General features: G+C 46.1%; 16 protein-coding genes. 9 read left to right on the top strand and 7 right to left on the bottom strand.

Annotated elements, in window-relative coordinates:
* Positions 1–6 precede the first annotated feature (6 nt).
* A complete protein-coding gene (locus tag L0U89_RS07270; RefSeq protein ID WP_234860920.1) occupies positions 7–3288 on the bottom strand; it encodes a SusC/RagA family TonB-linked outer membrane protein in 3282 nt (1093 codons plus the stop codon).
* Positions 3289–3743: 455 nt separating this feature from the next.
* Positions 3744–5504 carry a tetratricopeptide repeat protein gene (locus L0U89_RS07265; protein ID WP_234860919.1) on the bottom strand — a complete coding sequence of 587 codons (1761 nt, stop codon included), beginning with the start codon at positions 5502–5504 and terminating at the stop codon, positions 3744–3746.
* Between the two features lie 102 nt (positions 5505–5606).
* On the opposite strand from L0U89_RS07265, the gene L0U89_RS07260 reads away from it, so the two are divergent.
* On the top strand, positions 5607–5825 hold the full coding sequence (locus tag L0U89_RS07260; RefSeq protein ID WP_008625126.1) for a hypothetical protein: 219 nt from the start codon (positions 5607–5609) through the stop codon (positions 5823–5825).
* On the opposite strand, the gene L0U89_RS07255 is transcribed toward L0U89_RS07260, so the two are convergent.
* Together L0U89_RS07255 and L0U89_RS07250 are read right to left on the bottom strand one after the other, a co-directional pair.
* Entirely contained in the window at positions 5822–6820 is a 999-nt protein-coding gene (locus L0U89_RS07255) for a glycosyltransferase family 2 protein (protein WP_234860918.1), read from the bottom strand. The two genes, L0U89_RS07260 and L0U89_RS07255, sit on opposite strands and share 4 nt — an antisense overlap.
* Positions 6820–7152 (bottom strand): YbaB/EbfC family nucleoid-associated protein, encoded by a 333-nt coding sequence (locus tag L0U89_RS07250; RefSeq protein ID WP_234860917.1) that lies wholly within the window; start codon positions 7150–7152, stop codon positions 6820–6822. Before L0U89_RS07250 ends, L0U89_RS07255 begins: the two co-directional genes overlap by 1 nt.
* 190 nt (positions 7153–7342) lie before the next feature.
* On the opposite strand from L0U89_RS07250, the gene L0U89_RS07245 reads away from it, so the two are divergent.
* The gene (locus L0U89_RS07245) at positions 7343–7624 is read left to right on the top strand and encodes a hypothetical protein (RefSeq protein WP_008625132.1); all 282 of its coding nucleotides are present in this window, start codon (positions 7343–7345) and stop codon (positions 7622–7624) included.
* A 39-nt stretch (positions 7625–7663) separates the two neighbouring features.
* On the opposite strand, the gene hisS is transcribed toward L0U89_RS07245, so the two are convergent.
* Together hisS and L0U89_RS07235 are read right to left on the bottom strand one after the other, a co-directional pair.
* Positions 7664–9031: a histidine--tRNA ligase gene (hisS, locus tag L0U89_RS07240; RefSeq protein ID WP_234860916.1), complete on the bottom strand. Its 1368-nt coding sequence runs from the start codon at positions 9029–9031 to the stop codon at positions 7664–7666.
* A gap of 289 nt (positions 9032–9320) precedes the next feature.
* The gene (locus L0U89_RS07235; RefSeq protein WP_234860915.1) at positions 9321–9824 is read right to left on the bottom strand and encodes a metallophosphoesterase family protein; all 504 of its coding nucleotides are present in this window, start codon (positions 9822–9824) and stop codon (positions 9321–9323) included.
* 73 nt (positions 9825–9897) lie between these two features.
* On the opposite strand from L0U89_RS07235, the gene L0U89_RS07230 reads away from it, so the two are divergent.
* Entirely contained in the window at positions 9898–10308 is a 411-nt protein-coding gene (locus L0U89_RS07230; RefSeq protein ID WP_234860914.1) for a rhodanese-like domain-containing protein, read from the top strand.
* A gap of 120 nt (positions 10309–10428) precedes the next feature.
* Positions 10429–11409: a pyruvate dehydrogenase complex E1 component subunit beta gene (locus tag L0U89_RS07225; RefSeq protein WP_234860913.1), complete on the top strand. Its 981-nt coding sequence runs from the start codon at positions 10429–10431 to the stop codon at positions 11407–11409.
* A 191-nt stretch (positions 11410–11600) separates the two neighbouring features.
* Here L0U89_RS07225 and L0U89_RS07220 read toward each other — a convergent pair whose 3' ends face one another.
* On the bottom strand, positions 11601–14132 hold the full coding sequence (locus L0U89_RS07220; protein WP_234860912.1) for a TonB-dependent receptor: 2532 nt from the start codon (positions 14130–14132) through the stop codon (positions 11601–11603).
* A gap of 258 nt (positions 14133–14390) precedes the next feature.
* Between L0U89_RS07220 and L0U89_RS07215 the strand changes: the two genes are divergently transcribed.
* The 5 genes from L0U89_RS07215 to L0U89_RS07195 all read left to right on the top strand — a co-directional run bounded on the left by L0U89_RS07215 (position 14391) and on the right by L0U89_RS07195 (position 19983).
* The gene (locus tag L0U89_RS07215; RefSeq protein ID WP_234860911.1) at positions 14391–15464 is read left to right on the top strand and encodes a sensor histidine kinase; all 1074 of its coding nucleotides are present in this window, start codon (positions 14391–14393) and stop codon (positions 15462–15464) included.
* Positions 15461–16201 (top strand): LytR/AlgR family response regulator transcription factor, encoded by a 741-nt coding sequence (locus L0U89_RS07210; protein WP_234860910.1) that lies wholly within the window; start codon positions 15461–15463, stop codon positions 16199–16201. The genes L0U89_RS07215 and L0U89_RS07210 overlap by 4 nt, the downstream gene beginning before the upstream one ends.
* A gap of 167 nt (positions 16202–16368) precedes the next feature.
* Complete coding sequence (locus tag L0U89_RS07205; protein ID WP_234860909.1) at positions 16369–16845, top strand: nucleoside deaminase; 477 nt, start codon at positions 16369–16371, stop codon at positions 16843–16845.
* 12 nt (positions 16846–16857) lie between these two features.
* Positions 16858–17385, top strand: a complete 528-nt coding sequence (locus L0U89_RS07200) for a hypothetical protein (RefSeq protein WP_234860908.1) — start codon at positions 16858–16860, stop codon at positions 17383–17385.
* Between the two features lie 174 nt (positions 17386–17559).
* Positions 17560–19983 (top strand): TonB-dependent receptor plug domain-containing protein, encoded by a 2424-nt coding sequence (locus L0U89_RS07195; RefSeq protein ID WP_234860907.1) that lies wholly within the window; start codon positions 17560–17562, stop codon positions 19981–19983.
* Positions 19984–20052 lie beyond the last annotated feature (69 nt).

Here is a 20052-nt window from a genome sequence, read left to right as displayed (position 1 = left end):
GTTTGATTAGAAAGTAAGATTCAAACCAAATGTATATTGCCGTGTAACAGGGTAGTTGCCTACGTCGATACCAAAGCCCAAGTCCACGTTACCACCAACCATCGGATCCAATCCATCATAGCCAGTGATTGTGAACAAGTTGTTGGCCGCACCAAATACCCTCAACCTCTCCAATTTCCATCTCTGAAGCAAGCTGCTTGGCATTGTATAGCCGATGGTCAAGTTTTGCAACCTCAAATAAGAACCGTCAACCACATAGTAGCTGTTAGCTACGTTTGAAGTAGAGAAGTTGGAAGTTCTTTCAACTTGAGGGATGGTAGAACCTGTGTTGGTTGGAGACCAAGCATCCAAAAGTCTGGTTGAAATCGCAGCACCCTCAAATGTCTGGAAGAAGTCGGTAAACCATCTCCACTGAGCCCAAATTTCGTTGCCAGCAGTTCCGTAGAAGTAAGCAGACAAATCAAAGTTTTTGTAACCCACTGTGAAGTTCATACCTCCAGAGAATGTAGGAATCGGCGAACCCAAGAATTGACGGTCGGCAGGCGTGATAGTACCATCACCATCTGTATCCTCGAACTTGAATCGTCCAACAGCCTTACCGGATTGCGCAGCGTGGCTATTAACATCCTCTTGGTTTTGGAAGATACCTAACACTTTATAACCGAAGAAGGACGAAAGTGCTTGACCTGGGGCGTTCCTGATTGGTTCAATACCCCTGAAGCTTGGGTTGAAAGTCGTCAAGAACGGCAAACCGCCCAAATCCTTGATCTCATTCTTCAACCAGCCACCGTTGACCTGCAATTCATATCTCCAATCTTGATTGAAGTTACCTCTCGTTGCTATCGTGAAGTCCAAACCACGGTTCATCATCGCACCTACGTTTTGTGCAGGAACTGCAGCGTTAAACCCGTACACTGATGGGATTGGAACAGCAAACAACAAGTCTTTGGAGTCTTTTTGCCAGTAGTCAACAATGAAGTCCAATTTGCCTCCAAAAGCAGTACCATCAAATCCGATGTTCGTTGTAACAACTGTCTCCCACTGCGTTGCAGGGTTACCAATCCTTGACCTTCTAAAGCCAATTTGCGCCGAACTGTTTGTTCCGCCAATGTCATAGGAAGATGCACCGATGTTACCTGCATACAAGTTGAACTGGTTTTCTTGGTTTACTGGGTTTGAGTTACCCATAGTACCCCAACCACCGCGGATTTTCAAGTCGTCCAACCAAGTGGCACCTGACATGAAGTTTTCAGCTGAAATCCTCCAACCGGCAGAGAAAGCCGGGAAAGTACCCCATCTTGCATCTGGACCGAATCGAGAGGAACCATCCCTACGTACAACGGCACTAAACATATAGCGGTCGTTGTAGATATAGTTCGCCCTTGCGAAGAAGGAAAGGAAGTTAGAGCCTTTGAACTGATTTGAGTTCACTTGCCTAGTTGATACAGGAAGCTGGGAAATGGTTACGAAGTTAGGATCCTCAGAGAAAGGATTCTGACCTGACGCGCTCATGTTTCTTCCAGAACCGGTATTCAATGCTTCTTGGCCGACGATCACGTCAATACCATGAAGACCAATTTTCTTTCTGTAGGAAACAGTGTTGGTGTTAACCCAAGCGAAGCTGTAGCCTGAAAACTCATTGTAACCGAACGCAGAGTTGTTCTCAGAGTTCTCGTACTGCAACCTTGAGAAACCAACGCCATAGAAGTTGTCATACTGACCACCGAGAGTGGTTCTGAAAACGATATCGTCTGTGATGCTTACTTCGGCGAAAACGTTACCAAACGCCTGGGCGTTGAAGTTTCTGTTGTTGCCGAGTCCTTCTCTGTTCGCGACTGGGTTACGTGGGTTATTAAATCCTCTTGCTGCAGTACCTGCATACCCTCCAAACTCATCGAATACTGGAATGAAAGAAGGCATCCTGAAGGCTTGCAAGATGTCGTTCTCATCACCTGATACACCCTGACCGCCGTTACCACCTGTTTGACCCAATACTTGTCTGTAGGTAGCTTGGAAGTTTTGGCCGATACGAACCCTAGAACCCAAATCGTGCTCAGAGTTAGCTCTCAAGGAAACACGCTTGAAGCTGTTGTTGATCATGATACCCTGCTGGTCTTGGTAACCCAAGCCAAAGAAGAATCTTGATTTTTCGCTACCGCCTGAGAAGCCCATAGAGTGTCTCTGCAATGGGGCGGAACGTGTGATGGCATCATACCAGTCTGTACCCTCACCTGTAGCTGCTCTTGTCAATTGCAAAACCGCACCCTTCCGAGGATCGATGTTGTACCAAGCTCTTTGTTGTTCCAATTGCTGTGCATTCAATGGACCTGGCTGCCCTGAGGCATTGGACAATGCACCTGTATTTGGGTTTTGAGAAATCACGCTCAAATAATATGGCAACACTGGGGTCGCGCCTGTTCCCAACTGAGGGTGACCATAAGCAGGAGCCCTGCCGTCCAAGGCGGCTTGGTTTTTCTCTGCCAACCATGTCAAATCAGCATATTGCTGAGGCGTAGTCATGTCGATACCACGTCCTGGATCGGTAACACCGTACATACCATCATAGGAAAAGCGCAATTTCTGGGCTTTTTTGGTTCCCTGCTTGGTAGTGTAAACGATCACACCGGCAGCAGCACGAGCACCGTAGATAGAGGCAGCTGCAGCATCTTTCAAGACGGTTACTGACTCGATGTCGTCTGGGTTAAGGAAATCGGTATTCAATGTGGGCACACCGTCAACGATGTAAAGCGGCGCGTTACCATCCAAACCGCCAAAGCCCCTTACCCTGATTTGGGAAGTGGTACCTGGCTGACCGTTGGTTACGACCGTAACACCGGCGATCCTTCCTTGAAGTACCTGCTCGACGTTACCGGTTGGGATCACGACCAAGTCTTTTGGATTGGCAGTTGCGATCGCACCGGTAGTCTCACGGCGGTTGTCAATGGTGTAACCTGTTACGACCAACTCAGTAAGTTGTCTTTCATCAGGTGCCATGGATAGATCGATCACAGAGCGAGTGCCTACTACTTGTTCTACGGTCCTATACCCTATAAATGAATACACAAGCACACTCTCGTTGCTTGGTACATTCAAGGAGTATTTACCGTCTATATCCGTAGCGGTACCAGTTGTGGTTCCTTTCACCAAAACTGTAACGCCCGGCAAACCTTCACCGAACTCATCCAAGATGGTTCCGGTAACCGTCTTTTGCGCCAGCGCAGTAGCACTGGAAAGCACTAAGAGTAATACGAATACGCTTAGACTTTTGTAAAATTTTTCCATAAACATAGATTGATTGGGTAATAATTATTAATTGATAAGGTTTGAAAGTAATTCATCAATTGAACCAATAATGCAAACGATTGCAGGTATTCTCCAAATAATTGCAATAGCGGATGGGGTTTTTGATTGTTTGTTTCCCTGACTATTGCAGCTTGTACCTTACAGCATTCTGTTTTCGCGTGGTCTCAAAACCTTGTCTCAAGACGCCATTTTGGCTTGCTAAAACGTTTTTGTTGGAATTCTAAAAAAAGGGTGATTTTGTCATAGGCAGAGATTTTGGGTTAATGTTAATTGGTTATTCATTCTTGGCTTTCTGTCAAATTAAATTTGGCAAACTACCTAGGGAGTGCGTGATCGTTGGGTATTTTCACTTCTCAGCAACTAATATAGAGTAATATCCATAAATACAAAAACTTTTTTCGAAAAATGAAATTTGCAGATGATCCCGGTCATAAAATGTATTATTCCCCGGATTTAAAGGCTTGAAGAAACTCCGCATCCTCGCGATACTTTTTGAAGTTGACGTCAAGCAATGCATGTTGTCTCAAGGATTCACTGCGCTGCACGGCTTTTTCCAAGTTTTCAAAAAGGGCACTTCGGTCATTATTTGCTGCTGCTACCAAGGCCAAACCATAGAAGCCCAAGCCGGAATCCCTATTGGCCTGTACCGCATTTTCGAAATTCTCCACCGCCAATCTGTACTCCTGGGTCATGAAATGTGCAATGCCTTTGTTGAAGTAGGTTTCCTCACTTTCTACAGCCCGATTGAGTCGAATGGTGGCCAAGCGATAGTCCCCGTTGAGGATGTCAAGTGCGCCACGGAGTCCCTCATTGTACATCAAGAAGGAATTGGTCTCGTCCTTTTCCAATGCCGACGCTTCGGATATGGCGATATAAGCCTCAAAGATATCTTGTCGCAATAAGTACGCCCTACCTATATTGTGGAGTGTGATGGAGTTTGGTCGAATCCTATTGGCCTGACGGAGGCTGTTGAGTGCGGACGTGATGTATTCATTTCGTTTTTTGGTATCCAATTCCCTTTGGGCAAGGTTGAGATACACCACGCCTAGGTTGTTGAAGGCGTAATCAGAGGGATGCAATTCCGTCAATTTTTTGAATATCGCTTCTTTTTCATCCAACTTCTGCGCCTTCTGTCCCGCTTCGATCAAAGAACCCTCGGTCACTTCCCATGAAACGGCACGGTCGTTGAGCTTCGCGTAAGCGCCCGCGGCTACCTTTTCGCCTTTCCCCAGGGACGGTTCCAAAATGAAAATCACTTTTGCAGTACGCAAATTAGGGAACAATTCCCGAGCGATTTTTTGATAATAGGGTGTTCGTTGCAGTGCTTTCAATTGGTTTGCATAGGAATCCTGATTGACCAAAATGCCATAAATATCTTCCCTTTCCTTCTCGTCAAAGCCCTCGTAATCTGCCAAAAGCTGCCTCAGGTCAAACCAATCCCGATAGCGGTAGCTCGTTTCGAAGGGTAAATTCCGCAGCGATCGGTTATTCTTCAACCTTTCAGAGATAAAATCCGCCCGCTTCTTCGCCAGTCCATTGATATCATCCTTCGCCTCCGGGGATTGCAGGCCGGTGACGACGACTTTGGCGATTCTCTTACCGGGCTCTACCTGAAGGATATAATCGCGCATTTGCAGAGGAATTGGATTGTCTGCTTTCTGCGCCGAACCCTGATCAAATCGGATATAAAAAACCCGCTCTTCGGAGCCCGAGCCTTCGAAAAAGTCCCTTTCCATATATTTACCGATAAATGGGATTGGTTCATCGGTGAAAACCTGTCCGTAGCGCACCAATCTTGGCGTTGTCTCCAAGCCAATAGCGAGCAACTTAGACGGTGCCTGTACCAAAGCCTGTTTCTTTTCGACCACTCCTTTGATAATCAGTTCTCCATTTTCCATACCCGGAAAAAAAGGAACTACGTATTTCCGGTCCACTTTAGCGGCAGTGACGACCTTTTCATATGCCCCATCAAAAGGCACAATCTCTTCAAAACGGAGTGCACCCTCACCATATACATATTCCGGATAAAGACTGATCTTGGTATCCTTAGAGAGGTATTCGAGCGGAATAGCGCCTTGAATAGAAAATCTTATTGAATCCCGATGCAATTCCAAAATCTCCGGCTTGGCAGAAATACCATCCATCAATTTCTCAAATTGGTAGACCTTGGGACTGCAAGCGGCCGCGAGCAGTACTGCCAAAGCTATTGTTAAAATATTTGCGGATTTTTTAAACATTTGGAAATCAATCAGATTATTAAAATAAATATTTACTTTTACTTTTGCACCCTCAACCAACTATTTATGAACGAGCTAAAACTTTTCTTCCAAGAGCATGCTTTCGGAGTTTGTTCCAAATTAGGGGAGAAACTGCGATTCCCAATAGATAGTATCCGCCTTTTCTTTATCTATTCCTCCTTTATCACCTTGGGCTCTCCGGTTATCATCTATGTAAGCTTGGCCATGATGATGAAGATCAGGAAGTATTTCAGAAGAATGAACAATCCCATTCTTTTCGATTAAATATCGCCGTACTTTTTTTTACCCCTTATATAATAATCGAATAAAATCGAAATCTTTCCGGCTACGCTGATAGCTTGGTTCTTTGCCAGTTCCATACCTTGTCGGGCAGGCCGGGAGAACAGGAATGCGAAATGTGCTTTTAAAACCGCCAACGCATCTGCAATACTCCCCCTACCCAGAAAAACCAAAGCTGCCAACGCATCCAAGGCAACCCTACATATATATATAGGAATAAATTTCCCTAAGGGTAGGTTTTTCCCCAACATCCAAAGATTGTTCCTAAAATTCAGGAATGTCTTTCTTGGGCTAGTCCTCGACAATGTCGCACCTCCTACATGCAGAACGGACACCGCACCGATATACACACAAATATACCCGGCACGTCTCAACCTCCAACAAATATCTATTTCTTCCATATGGGCAAAAAACCGCTCATCGAATCCTCCAAGCGAATGATACAAATCGGCGCGCACCGCCATGCAGGCGCCTGATGTCCAATCGACCAAAACCGAATCATCATATTGGCCCAAGTCCTTTTCTATATCCTGAAATATCCTGCCCCTACAATAAGGATATCCCAAGCTGTCCACAAATCCCCCACCTGCGCCAGCATAATCAAAATGGCTAGGATCCTGAAAAGAAAGGATCTTGGGTTGGACAGAAGCGATTTTGGGGTTGGACTCCAATACCTGTATCATGGGCTCATCCCAGTTTGGACCGACCTCCACATCGGAATTGAGCAGGATGTAATAGTTGAACTCTCCTTCCAACTCGGCCAAGCCCCTGTTGTACCCGCCGGTAAATCCAAAATTCTGTGAAAAAAAAACAAGACGGACTTTGGGATGAAACGATTGCAAATAGTCTATGGAACCATCCGTACTGCCATTGTCAATAACAACGACGGGGAATTTTGAATAGGCGCAGACTCCGGGAAGAAACTGCCGCAACATCTTTTCCCCATTGAAATTCAATATGACGATGGCTGCCTGCTGCATCAAAAAATATTTCCGAAATCCATACCGGGAATATTGGGCATCATACCATCTGTAGCGGATTTCATCTCCTGTTTGATTTTCTCTTCAATTGCTGCCATTGCGATATTGGTCGCGGCCACGATCAGATCGCTGATGAGACCTTTGTCTGGGGACTGCAGCAGCGCATCATCCATTTCGATTTTGAGGACCTTTCTGTTGCCGTTGACAATTACTTTGACCATTCCCGCACCGGATTCCCCTTCGGCCTGGAGATGCACCAACTTGGCCTGGGCATCTTTGATTTTAGCCTGGGCCTCCTTGACCTTGTTCATGATACTCATAAAATCAAACATATACTTCGAATTTGATCAACCGCAAATATAGAAGTTTTGGGTTGAGAACGTCATGACGCAATACGGACAGCCTATCCAAATTAAATTTTGCTTATACAAGATATTCAAAAGTTAAATTAATACTTTGAAACACAAGGACATATAATCAAGTATAGTCCGTAAATTAGAGCTACAAAAATTTCGTCATGGTATGAAGACTATCGAGAAAATTGAAAAGGAAAACATCAGCAATTTGAAGTTTTCCAAAAAAGAGGTGCTGCAGGATGAGATGGCGCGGAGAAAAAGGGCTTTTGACCTGATGCGGGCACAGGCCTTGGGCAATCTACTGCGCAGCAAAGTGACGATCACGTTTGAAGATGCTACCGAGAAAATCTACCAAGTATCCACGACCGTTTGGGCGACAGGGTCTGAGTTTGTCGCCCTCAAGTGCAATACCTACATTCCCGTGAATTCTATCTTGGAAGTTGATTAAAAAAAACAGCCCGGAATCGACTTGTCCGGGCTGCTTCATTTACTTTATTTTTGCGATTGCTTCGGCGAGTTCCAAAGTCTCCTGCGAGCCCGATTTCAAGTCCTTCAGGCTTACCTTCTTCTGGTTGATTTCGTCGTCTCCCAGAACCATGGCAAAAGCTATCTGCTTCTTGTTTGCGTAATCCAATTGCTTTTTGATCTTCCCCGTGTCGGGATATAATTCTGCGGAAATAACTGCCTTTCTCAATTCTCCCAACAAGGACAAACCATATTCAAATCCTTTTTGGTCAAAATGGCAAAGCAAAACCTTGGTCCCATCCAATGAATCCGAGGGGAACAAACCCAACTCCTCCATGACATCATAAATACGGTCTACGCCAAAGGAAAAACCAACGCCCGGTACGCCGGGCAAACCAAACACACCGGTCAAGTTGTCGTACCTTCCTCCTCCACTCACGGACCCGATCGAGACCCCGTGAACTTTCACTTCAAAAATAGCTCCCGTGTAATATGTCAGCCCTCTCGCCAAAACCACATCAAAATCCACATGGGCTTCATTTTCGCCGTAATTTTGCAGCAGTGAAAGGACTTCCTCCAACTCAGCAATCCCCTTCAGTCCGATTTCGGACTTTGTGAGGAAGGTCTTCAAAAATTCAATTTTTTCTCTATTCCCGGGCTTGAGATTGATGATTGGAGTGAGTTGGGTTATCGCTTGGGAATTGAAATGCCTTTGTACCAATTCCTCCTGTACCTTTTCCCAGCCAATTTTGTCGAGTTTATCAATGGCTACACAGAGTTCGGATTCACGTCCCGCCTCACCTATTACTTCTGAGATACCGGTGAGTATCTTCCTGTTGTTGACCTTAATGCTGTAGTCACTGATCCCAAGTTGGGCAAAAACCCGCTTGATCATCCCGATGATCTCCACTTCGCAAAGCAGGCTATCAGTCCCGACCACGTCTGCATCGCATTGGTAGAATTCGCGATATCTGCCTTTTTGAGGGCGATCGGCGCGCCATACCGGCTGAATCTGGAAACGCTTGAAGGGAAAGGAAATGTCATTCCTATTCATCACCACGTATCGCGCAAAGGGTACGGTGAGGTCATAGCGGAGGCCTTTTTCCGCAACTTTCGGTAAAACCTTCCCCGTACCCATGTCCAAATCCTCTTTGGTCACATCTTTCAGGAAATCACCACTATTCAAAATTTTGAAAAGCAACTGATCCCCTTCGTCGCCATATTTCCCAGTCAGCGTGCTGAGGTTTTCCATTGCCGGAGTCTCCAGTTGCTGAAATCCAAACAAACGGAAAGTGTCCTTGATGGTGTCCAAAATGAAATTTCTACGGGCCATCTGCAAAGGACCAAAATCACGCGTTCCCTTGGGCAAACTGGGTTTTTGTACTGACATCTTTGATTTTAATTTTGGCCAAAGGTAAGTAAAATCAAATTTTTATTTTACTTTTGCGCTTCATTTGGAATCACATAAACGGACAATACGATGGCTGTTACTGCTTTAAAAAGGAAATTGAAAAGAAAAAGACAGGCTCAAAAAGCCAGAGTCGTGAAAATCAAACAATTGACTGCCAGACCGGTAATCAAAAACGTTGATGTTGAGGCATTGAAACAAAGCTTTGAAAAGTAATTTCAGCCTTTTGCAAGAAACTTGAGGGCAAGCCGAAAAGCTTGCCTTTATTTTTTTATAAAACTCCCCTTTTTCCCAATTCGATGGCACGGAGATTCCTGACCTTGCCGGAATCAATCTCAAATACCAACATTGTCTTCACATGGTGGAATCCTTGGTTGCCGACCGCGCCGGGATTCATGAACAGGCATTTGAGCTTTTCATCGTATTGGACCTGACATATATGCGAATGTCCACAAACAAAAAGGTTGGCCCCAGATTGGACGATGACCTCTTTGACTCCCTTGGCATACCTGCCTGGCTTGCCACCGATATGGAGCATCAGTACCTTCAGTCCATCGACTTCAAAGAATAATGTTTCTGGAAAAAAAGCCCTAGCCTCCGTATCATCGATATTTCCAGTTACGATCCTTCTAAGTTTGCCTTGCGGTAAAATATTGAGTACGCCCAATTCACCAATATCACCGGCATGCCAAATCTCATCCGCATCCTGCAAATAGGGCAGCGCTTTGTGATCAATGTAACCGTGGGAATCGGAAATTAGGGCGATTTTTACCATCGTGCGGTTCGATTGGGGTATATTTATTGTTCCAAAAATACCAGCACAATATTAACCCAAAACCAATTGTATCATGAAAACAATGAAAATTTACCTCAGCTCTATTTTCAGTTTAATTTTAATCACTTGGTCGGCCCAAGCCATCGCCCAGGAAGGTGCACCGAAACTTTCGCCGAAGGAGTTCAATGAAATGGGCCATAAGGGCAAGAAAAGCGTGATTCTGGATATCCGAACTCCCGAGGAAATCGCCGAAGGATATATCGAAGATGCGATTTTTGTGAATTGGACAGGCGGAAATTTCGAAGAGGAAGTATCCAAACTGAACAAAAAGAAAACATACTATGTGTACTGCCGTTCCGCGCGGAGAACAATACCTGCCACAGAAAAGATGAAGGAACTGGGTTTCAAAAAAGTCTATATGCTTGATGGCGGCATCAATAATTGGATCGAAGCCGGTATGCCTGTCGTAAAGCCTGAAAAATAGCCCATTTATCCATAAGAATGGGTGAAATGTAGCTTCATCAAATATCGGCAGCGCATGCCGAAGGCTGTTTTGTATTTGAGGGATTCCTTTCTATTTTTACGGCCTTAAATACTGTTTGAGATGAGAGTAATTCAATTTAGAGAAGCACTGAGAGAAGCCATGTCCGAAGAAATGCGACGTGATCCAAACATCTTTTTGATGGGCGAAGAAGTGGCGGAATACAACGGTGCCTATAAAGTTTCCCAAGGAATGCTTGACGAGTTCGGCCCGGATCGTGTCATCGATACGCCGATTGCGGAGCTAGGATTTGCCGGACTTGGCGTTGGTGCCGCGATGAATGGCCTGAGACCAATCATCGAATTCATGACTTTCAACTTCTCCTTGGTAGCAATCGACCAAATCATCAATTCCGCGGCCAAAATGCTCGCCATGTCGGGAGGTGCCTACAGCGTGCCGATCGTTTTCAGAGGTCCGACAGGTAATGCTGGCCAATTGGGTGCCACACACTCTTCCAATTTTGAAAACTGGTTTGCAAATACGCCCGGCCTCAAAGTAGTAGTCCCTTCGAATCCCTATGATGCCAAAGGCTTGATGAAAGCTTCCATCCGCGATAATGATCCCGTGATCTTCATGGAGTCCGAATTGATGTACAGCGACAAAGGCGAAGTGCCTGAAGGAGAATACCTGCTTCCAATCGGTGTCGCGGACATCAAGAGAAAAGGAAAGGATGTGACCATTGTTTCCTTTGGCAAGATGATGAAAGTGGCTTTGGAAGCTGCCGAAGAACTTGCCAAAGAGGGGATCGAAGCAGAAGTGATCGACTTGCGTACCGTAAGACCGATCGATTACAAGGCTGTGGTTGACTCCGTGAAAAAAACAAACAGGTGCGTGGTGGTTGAAGAAGCCAACCCTTTGGCGGCCATCTCCTCCGAAATCGCATACCATCTTCAAAGAAATGCATTTGACTATTTGGACGCTCCTGTCATCAGGGTCAACTCCATGGATGTGCCGTTGAGCTATGCGCCGACCTATATCGATGTCACCATTCCAAACGTAAAGCGGACATTGGATGCTGTGAATCAAGTAATGTACAGGAAATAAGAAGTACGAAGTTAGAAGTACGAAGTAAGAAGAAGATTCAGAGACAAGAAACGAGAGTCGAGAAGCGAGAGGAAGAAGAACGGAATCGCAATTGAATGTTTGACCTTGGTTTTTTTCCTTAGAAAATAAAAAAGCCCGCCTGGAATTCCAGAGCGGGTTTTTTCATAATAAACTCAATCTATATTTAAACCCTAGTTATTTCCTCCCATTCCACCTTGGGCAGCGTTGTTTCCACCTTCGCCGCCTTCTTTGATGTCGTCGTTGTTGACACCTCTTTTCCTTCTAGGAGGGCCTTGGGTACTCAGTTTACCAATGCGGTAGTTGAAGTTGATTTTGAAGTTCATGTTTTTCATGCCCATTGTTGACTGCTGCATGATGGTGGGCGTGGTAAGCTCGCTGTTGATGCGGAACACCGGCGTGAAGAAGTTTTCTGCACCAAATCCGATGCTGCCCTTTTTCTCAGCAAACTGCTTGTTGAAGTTCAAGCTGTACATCCCGAAGCCACCTGCAAAGCCCTGCAATTGAACCTGTCTACCTCTAGCAAAGGCAAATGCTTGGATTTGCCAGTCTTTTGGAAGGGAATAATTGGCGAAAACTCTACCGCTAATGACAAAGCCTTCGTTTTGAGCGGCATACAATGGATCTTCGAGACCGTTGTTCAGGTAGGCATAGTACCCGTCAATGCTACCATTGAGGGAGAATTTGCCCGAAATATTGATGTTTGAAAATAAACTCAACCCGTATGCCTTTTCTGTTCCCACGTTTTCATAGGTAGTGAAGATGATGTCGTCTTCCAATACTGACCTGACAGGCTGTATCGAACCGGTAGTGTTTCTGAAGAAACCTGTGAAGTTGATCGAAGAACCTTTCACCATCGTGCTGTAGGAAAGCTCATAGTTGTCTGTCAATTCCGGATCCAAGAGTGGGTTACCCTGCGTAATCTGTCTTGGGTTTGCGGCGTTGATGTTGGGGTTCAGGAAGTTCAAAAATGGACGTTGTACCCTTCTGTTGTAAGCAGCTTTGATCATGTTGCCGTTTTTGAGTTTGCGGCTCAAGTTGGCACTAGGTACCCAAAGCCCATAGTTTGGAATCTCGGCAGGCAGGTCGGAATTTGCGAAATCAGCGTTGATCGTCGTGTACTCGTAGCGCAATCCCGCTTTCAACCCGTAGTTTTTGAAAACCGTGGTCGTAAATGAAGAATAAGCAGCGGTCACGTTTTGATCATAGCTGAATTCATTGGAAAACTGGACATCGTCCACTGGAATAAACTCACCATCAGGTCCCTGTGCGGTAAAGTAGGTAAAATCAGAATTGGCCTTTCTGAGGATATTCTTCGCTCCGTACTCCAGGATTTGACCTTTTTGCGAGCCTATAGGCTGCACGTTGTCCAATTGGATGGTAAATTCCTGGTTTCTTCCCAAGTTGTTGTTTTTGATCCTGCTCGCTATGTCATCAAAAGTGCCATTGTAGAGGCTATTGATGAAATCATTCGTCAAGTTGTTGTTGGAATACAACGAGGAGATGCTGAACTCCTTCATCGGTTTTTCGAAGGTCTTCGTGTAGTTCAGGTTGACATCCACGTTGTTTGAAAGGTTGTCCACTACCACGTCGCTCAATGTTGAACTGATAAGCGCTTCTTCATTGTAGGTGTCGGTCGAAAGACCATCCTGTCTGTTGGTCATGTTTCTGATACCAAAGCCAACTGATGCTGTGAGGAAGTTGTACTTGTTGATCTCATAATCCCAACCAAAATTGTACCTTCCAAAAAGCATGTTGTTACGCGTATCGGCAGATTGGAGGACTTTGACGGTGTTTCCGTCGCTATTTGTGATATACTGCGCGTTGTCAAAGAAACCAAGGATATTGTATCCTGCCCTGCCGAAACCACCCAAAGTAAAGCCCATTTTGCCTTTCTTCAAGCTGGCATTCAAGCCGAGGTTGGAGCCCCTGTAACCGACGCTGGAGTTGATATTCAGAGAAGCACCTTGGAGGTTGTTTTTCTTAGTCACAATATTGATGACACCGCCCGTACCTTCGGCATCGTATTTGGCTGAAGGAGAAGTGATTACCTCGATGGATTTGATCTCTTCGGCGGGGATCTGCTTCAATGCTTCCGATACGTTTGTGGCTACAATAGCAGATTGTTTGCCATTGATAAGGACAAGGATATTCGAGCTACCGCGCATGGAAACGTTTCCATCCAAGTCTACAGAAAGCATCGGCACCCTTCTCATGACGTCCGTTGCGTCGCCACCCATGAGGGTTTTGTCGTTTTCGGCATTGTAAATCGTACGGTCGACCTTTTCCTCAATCAAATCCCGCTGGCCCATGACCGTCACCTCTTGCAAGGCGACCGCTTCTTGGTCCAAAGCAACATTACCCAACTCAATGCTTGGGTTCTGCTCGGAAAGTTCAAAAGGTTCGGTGGTGAAATTCTGAAAACCCATGAAGGAAACCTGCACCGCATATTTCCCATTGGCAAAACCCGTGATGACGAAGTTGCCATTGAAGTCCGCGACAGCGCCCGCTACGCTTTGGTTGGTCTCGGGATTTACCAAGGCCGCCGCTGCATAGGGAATGGGCTGGTTGTTGGACTTGTCCAAAATCCTGCCTGACACCTTATATACTGCCTTTGTTTGGGCAGGTGTCTGGGCTTGGGCTCCCCAAAATCCTGTAGTCAGGAGCAGCAGGAAAGTAAATAATAGTTGGTTTAAAGTTTTCATAATCCTTTGTGGTATCGTTGGAATAGATTTCGACAACAAAGGAACATCAGGCACATTTCATAAAAAAATCAAATAGACAAGCGGGGTAAATGTCTCGACGAAATGACCTAAAAGCAGGTTGAATGAACCATGGGCCCGTGCCAGGCCCCCTTATCCGACGAAATGGTAATTCTGCCGACAAAATGGGCAGATTGGTAGAATGTTTTGGCAAATGGCCAATTTTTTGTATTCTTTTGAGATCGAATCAACCGCATAACCATGTCAGGTTCACCCATTAAGAAAAATTTCCCCGTCTTTATCCATATATTGGGTTGGGCTTTGTTCGGGTCATTTGTATTCCTGCTGAGGCCGCTTTCCATGGAAATGGAGATGCCGGGAATTTGGTGGAGCAAGCAGGCCCTCACGTTTTTTTTGCTTCTGATCGCCTTCTATTTCAATTTTTTTGTACTCGTTCCAAGGTTTCTTTTCACAAATCGCATCCCCATGTTCTTTATCGTCAATACATTGGCAGGGATTTCCTTTGTGCTTCTTTTGGTGGGATTCGACGAGTATTTCAACATGTCAGCAGTCATGCATGAGGTTTTTAGACCAAATACACCGCACGTCGACAAGCCTAGAAACTGGTATTGGGATGTGACAAACTTCTTCGTGTTCAGCATGTCCGTGGGTATCAGCACCTCGATTGCTACCGTTCAGAAATGGCAGGCTGACGAAAAAGTACGCCTCGAGTTTGAGCAGCAGAAGATCAATGCTGAGCTCTCCTACCTTAAGGCGCAGATCAATCCGCATTTCTTTTTTAATACACTCAACAATATCTATTCGCTGACCAATATTGATGTTGAAAAAGCCAAAACTGCCCTGCTGAAGCTCAGCCGGATGATGCGTTATGTGCTTTATGAAACAGAGAAGAACCATACGTTACTAAGTAAGGAGCTGGATTTTATCCGGGATTATGTCGAATTGATGAAGCTGCGGCTTTCCAGTCGGGTGCACCTGGATATCAATATTCCCGAAAAGGTAGATGAAGTCGAAATCGCACCTATGCTTTTGCTTCCTTTTATCGAAAACTGCTTCAAACATGGCATCAGTTCACAGCAGGACAGCTTCATCAAGGTCTTTATCGACAAAAAAGGAAACGAGCTCAAACTATTTACCGAAAACCATAAATTCAAGGCTTCCGAGAATACGCCGGAAGGAAATGCCAGCGGCATCGGGCTAACCAATACCAAGCGGCGGCTGGACTTGCTCTATCCCAGCAAATATTCCTTGGGTATTGATAGCGAAAATACCCGAAACCAATACAAGGTAAACCTAAGCATCCAACTGAAATGAAACTCCGGTGTGTTGCGGTAGATGATGAGCCTCTTGCGCTCGACTTGGTGTCGAAATTCATCTCCCAAACGTCCTTTCTGCAATTGGAAGCCAAGTTCGATAACGCAATCCAAGCGTTGGGCTATCTCAACCAAAACCAGACGGACCTCGTTTTCCTTGATATCCAAATGCCGGACCTCTCAGGGATGGAACTCGCCAGGATACTTGACGGCAAGAACTCGGGTCAAAAACCACGCATCATCTTCACCACGGCCTACAATCAGTTCGCCATCGAAGGCTACAAAGTAGATGCCTTGGACTATTTACTCAAGCCCTTCAGCTATGAGGAATTCCTAAAAGCCGCCACCAAAGCATACCAATACTTCGAAAAACTTCAAAAACCTGCTGAATCGATCCCGGATCTGGAGAAAAATCACGATTATATTTTCCTGAAAGTGGAATACCAGTTGGTGAAAGTGATGGTAAAAGACATCGCCTACGTGGAAGCCTACAAAGACTATGTCAAGGTTCACTTGACCAACAAACCAAATCCCCTGCTTTCCCTCACCAGTATGAAAGCCATGGAAGACATGCTGCCACAGCAGGATTTCATGCGTGTCCATCGCTCCTACATCATCAATCTCAACCATATCGATTCGGTCTCCCGAAACGTCGTGAATATCGGTGACGCCCATATCACCGTCAGCGACAATTACAAAGAACCCTTTATGAATTTTTTGTCTCGTTGGATGAGCTGAGATACATTTGACTTGGAATCATTTCTGATTGTTTTCTGCCAACTTTTCCAAATTATTTACCATTTTGAGTGCACTGGCTTTTGATTTTCCAACTTAAGTTCTGAACTTTTCGTCGTTTGCAACGTTGCCTTAATTGAGGATTCCGAGCCAAAATACTTTGTTTCTTAATGAAAAAAGACCCGAAATACTTCATGCAAATGGCCATTGACCTAAGCAGAAATGGAATAAAAAACGGCAAAGGCGGACCATTCGGCTGTGTAGTTGTCAAGGATGGAGAAGTGGTCGGCCAAGGTTCCAACGAAGTGTTGCTGACCAACGATCCCACCGCCCATGCCGAGGTGGTAGCGATTCGGGATGCCTGTAGGAATTTGGGCACCTTCCAGTTGGATGGCTGCGAAATCTACGCTTCCTGCGAACCTTGTCCCATGTGTCTGGGAGCGATATACTGGGCAAGACCCGAAAAGGTCTACTTTGCCAATACCAAATCAGACGCCGCTTCGATTGGTTTCGACGACCAGTTTATTTATGGTGAAATCGAACTTCCAACCGATAAAAGGAAAATTGCATTTGAGCATATCTTCGAACCGGCAGCCATGGAAGTTTTTATGGAATGGAAAAATATGAACAACAAAACACTTTACTAAATAATCAACAACATGAAAAAAACGATCGCAATTATGCTTACCGCAGGACTGCTTTGGGCCTGCAAGACAGAAAAAGCTCCAGAGGAAAGATTTGTATTCGAAGGTGACGCGGTCACTGACGTAGATACCGGTGACAAATTCATCATGGACCAAGACAGTACCCACGTGACCGTCATTCACCAAGATGGAAGCCAAGAAGTATTAGATCTCGACAAAGCACCTTTTTATGGGACTACGGTGGCTGAGGAATATTTGCAGAAAATGGAGGACGCGTTCCAAAAGCGCGTCGATGACCTGATCGAGCAGAAAAACGCCAGACTCCAGGAAGCACGCAAGGCGCGATATGCCGCCATAGGCGATGAGGACTTGTTGAAGCAGTTTCAGGAAGGCCACAAAAATGGATTGGACATGGCGAGGCAAATGGATATGATCGCAGAACTCATCGCCCGCGGCGTCGTTTCGTCCGAACAGGCGCCTGACCTGCTGGAAATCGCCCCTGAGATGGTCGACCTCAACGTCGAATTGGATTCCATCAACTAAGCGGACAGCAATCAATTATCCCTAAAAATACCTGCGGTCTATGCTGCAGGTATTTTGGTTTTCAGACTTTTTCCGCTTCCAACAGGACTTTGTGCCTTTCCAAAAATTCCGATCGTTGGATTAAGGCAAACTTCGCTATTTTTCGGGCCCAATTAGCTACTACAAATCCGGGCTGTGTTGCGTTTATCTTTACTCTTTTTTCTTTTCGTTGCAGGACTATGGCAGTATTCGTCTGCCCAACAACTCATTGTACTGGCTTCGGATACCAAGCTTCCCCTCGAATCCGCGCTTATTTTCCACCCAAAATCCAAATCCCAATTGATTACCAGCGCTTCCGGCAAAGCCGACATAAGCGGATGGAAAGGATTTGACAAAATCCACATCCATGCCTTTGGATATACAGAATTGGTGAAAAGTTATGAAGAGCTAGCGGCGATGGGATTCGAAGTAAGGTTGAATCCGCTATTATTTTCCCTTCAAGAATCCGTTGTCTCTGCGACCCGCTGGAACCAGAATCGAAGCGAAATCCCCTCCAAGATCACGGTAATTTCTGCCGAAGAAAGAAAGATATTCAATCCGCAAACAGCCGCTGACCTGTTGGGGACTTCTGGGGAAGTTTTTATCCAAAAAAGCCAACAGGGTGGCGGAAGCCCCATGATCCGTGGATTCTCAACCAATAGGCTTCTTTATACCGTCGACGGCGTGAGGATGAATACCGCGATATTCCGCAGCGGCAACCTCCAAAATGTGATTTCCCTGGATCCATTCGCCACACAAAGCACAGAAGTCTTTTTCGGTCCCGGATCCATCATTTATGGCAGCGATGCAATCGGGGCGGTTATGAGCTTCCAAACGCTCGCGGCAGAGTTCGTTGACCGGAGCAAGCAAGCGTCTGTCACAGGAAATGTTACCCTTCGCGGCACCACGGCCAACAAGGAGAAAACCGGACATGCGCATCTGAGCTACGGGGGAAAAAACTGGTCGGGAGTAAGCAGTTTTAGTCGCCATGATTTTGGGGATTTAAGGATGGGAACCCGGGGGCCGGAAGAGTTTTTGAGGCCAAACTATGTCGAGCGAATCGGGGACAAAGATGTATTGGTAGAAAACACAAATCCACTCCTACAGGTCCCTTCGGGCTATGACCAAATCAATCTGATGCAGAAACTCCGGTTCAAGCCGTCTGAACGCTGGGATCTGCAATACGCCTTCCACTTTTCAGAAACCAGCCCCTACAGCCGGTATGACCGACTGATTCGATTCCGTCCAAATGGTCAACCCCGAAGTGCAGAATGGAAATACGGCCCCCAAATCTGGATGATGAACCACCTGCGTGCCCGACACGTCGGCAACGGAAAATGGTACGACGAGCTCTCGGTCAACCTGGCATACCAGAAGTTTGAGGAAAGCAGGATCGACCGCAATTTCAACGACCCAATCCGAAGAACCCGGACGGAAAAGGTCGATGCCTACTCGGTCAATATGGACCTAACCAAAGGTTTTGGCAACAAGGGAAAACTCTTCTATGGTCTGGAATGGGTCCGCAATGATGTGCATTCCACGGGAAGCGATGAAAATATCGACTCAGGCATCACGGAGCAGGGACCTGCTAGGTATCCAAATTCCGAATGGAGTTCCTACGCGGCCTATGGAACATACCAGCATCGCATTTCGCCACAATCGCTGCTGCAGGCAGGCTTGCGGTACAATTACTTCAGGCTGTATGCTGACTTTTCCAACAATGTCGGCTTCTATCCGCTGCCCTTTGTGACGAGCGAAAACAGGAATGCAGCCACCACATTCAGCACGGGTTGGGTTTGGACCCCCGGGAATTCCTGGACGATGCACCTCAACGCCTCCACGGGATTTCGTTCGCCCAATGTGGACGATATCGGAAAGTTTTTCGACTCCGAACCGGGCACGGTCATGGTACCCAATCCTGACCTTTTGCCAGAGTATGCCTACAACTTGGAAGCCAATGTCGGAAAGGTCATAGGCGACCGAATCATGCTCGACTTGACCGGATACTATACTTATTTGGATGATGCTTTGGTACGCCGCTCCTTTCAGTTAGGCGGGCAGGATAGTATCCTGTATGACGGGGAGCTGAGCAAAGTATTGGCTTTGCAAAATGCGGCGTTTGTCCAAATTATCGGCTTACAGGCGGCGGTAGAGATCAAATTCACCAGGGAATTCAGCCTTACCAGCCGCCTCAATATCCAGAAAGGCACTGAGGAAATGGAAAACGGGGAAAAAAGCCCATCCAGGCATGCGCCGCCCACCTTCGGGCAAACGAGGCTTGAATTCAAGAAAGAAAACTGGTGGTTGATGCTGTACTCGGATTATTCGGGAGGATTCAGCTTTGGACAACTCCCCCTCGAAGAACGCGGGAAACCCGAACTCTATGCCGTCGATACCAATGGCAACCCGTACAGCCCTTCTTGGGCTACGATTAACTTAAAAGGGTACTGGAAAATCAACAACCTGCTATCGACCAGCCTGGGTTTTGAAAATCTTACAGACGTCCGATATCGAACCTACAGCTCAGGTATAGCCGCTCCGGGAAGGAATTTTATACTCAGTCTGATGGCTAATTTTTAGCCTAAGAAGCGGACTTTGGATTGCCGATCAAAAGGGTTCGGGATCGCAAATCCCAAACAGCTGAATGCA

It is taken from the genome of Mariniradius sediminis, from assembly GCF_021491425.1.
Classification (GTDB): domain Bacteria; phylum Bacteroidota; class Bacteroidia; order Cytophagales; family Cyclobacteriaceae; genus Mariniradius; species Mariniradius saccharolyticus.
This window is presented reverse-complemented; position numbering and strand designations above follow the sequence as displayed.

Excerpts from the sequence above, each read along its gene's own strand:
- L0U89_RS07270 (WP_234860920.1), bottom strand. The coding sequence starts at position 3,288 with ATGTTTATGGAAAAATTTTACAAAAGTCTAAGCGTATTCGTATTACTC.
- L0U89_RS07260 (WP_008625126.1), top strand. The coding sequence starts at position 5,607 with ATGAACGAGCTAAAACTTTTCTTCCAAGAGCATGCTTTCGGAGTTTGT.
- L0U89_RS07255 (WP_234860918.1), bottom strand. The coding sequence starts at position 6,820 with ATGCAGCAGGCAGCCATCGTCATATTGAATTTCAATGGGGAAAAGATG.
- L0U89_RS07250 (WP_234860917.1), bottom strand. The coding sequence starts at position 7,152 with ATGTTTGATTTTATGAGTATCATGAACAAGGTCAAGGAGGCCCAGGCT.
- L0U89_RS07245 (WP_008625132.1), top strand. The coding sequence starts at position 7,343 with ATGAAGACTATCGAGAAAATTGAAAAGGAAAACATCAGCAATTTGAAG.
- hisS (WP_234860916.1), bottom strand. The coding sequence starts at position 9,031 with ATGTCAGTACAAAAACCCAGTTTGCCCAAGGGAACGCGTGATTTTGGT.
- L0U89_RS07235 (WP_234860915.1), bottom strand. The coding sequence starts at position 9,824 with ATGGTAAAAATCGCCCTAATTTCCGATTCCCACGGTTACATTGATCAC.
- L0U89_RS07230 (WP_234860914.1), top strand. The coding sequence starts at position 9,898 with ATGAAAACAATGAAAATTTACCTCAGCTCTATTTTCAGTTTAATTTTA.
- L0U89_RS07225 (WP_234860913.1), top strand. The coding sequence starts at position 10,429 with ATGAGAGTAATTCAATTTAGAGAAGCACTGAGAGAAGCCATGTCCGAA.
- L0U89_RS07220 (WP_234860912.1), bottom strand. The coding sequence starts at position 14,132 with ATGAAAACTTTAAACCAACTATTATTTACTTTCCTGCTGCTCCTGACT.
- L0U89_RS07215 (WP_234860911.1), top strand. The coding sequence starts at position 14,391 with ATGTCAGGTTCACCCATTAAGAAAAATTTCCCCGTCTTTATCCATATA.
- L0U89_RS07210 (WP_234860910.1), top strand. The coding sequence starts at position 15,461 with ATGAAACTCCGGTGTGTTGCGGTAGATGATGAGCCTCTTGCGCTCGAC.
- L0U89_RS07205 (WP_234860909.1), top strand. The coding sequence starts at position 16,369 with ATGAAAAAAGACCCGAAATACTTCATGCAAATGGCCATTGACCTAAGC.
- L0U89_RS07200 (WP_234860908.1), top strand. The coding sequence starts at position 16,858 with ATGAAAAAAACGATCGCAATTATGCTTACCGCAGGACTGCTTTGGGCC.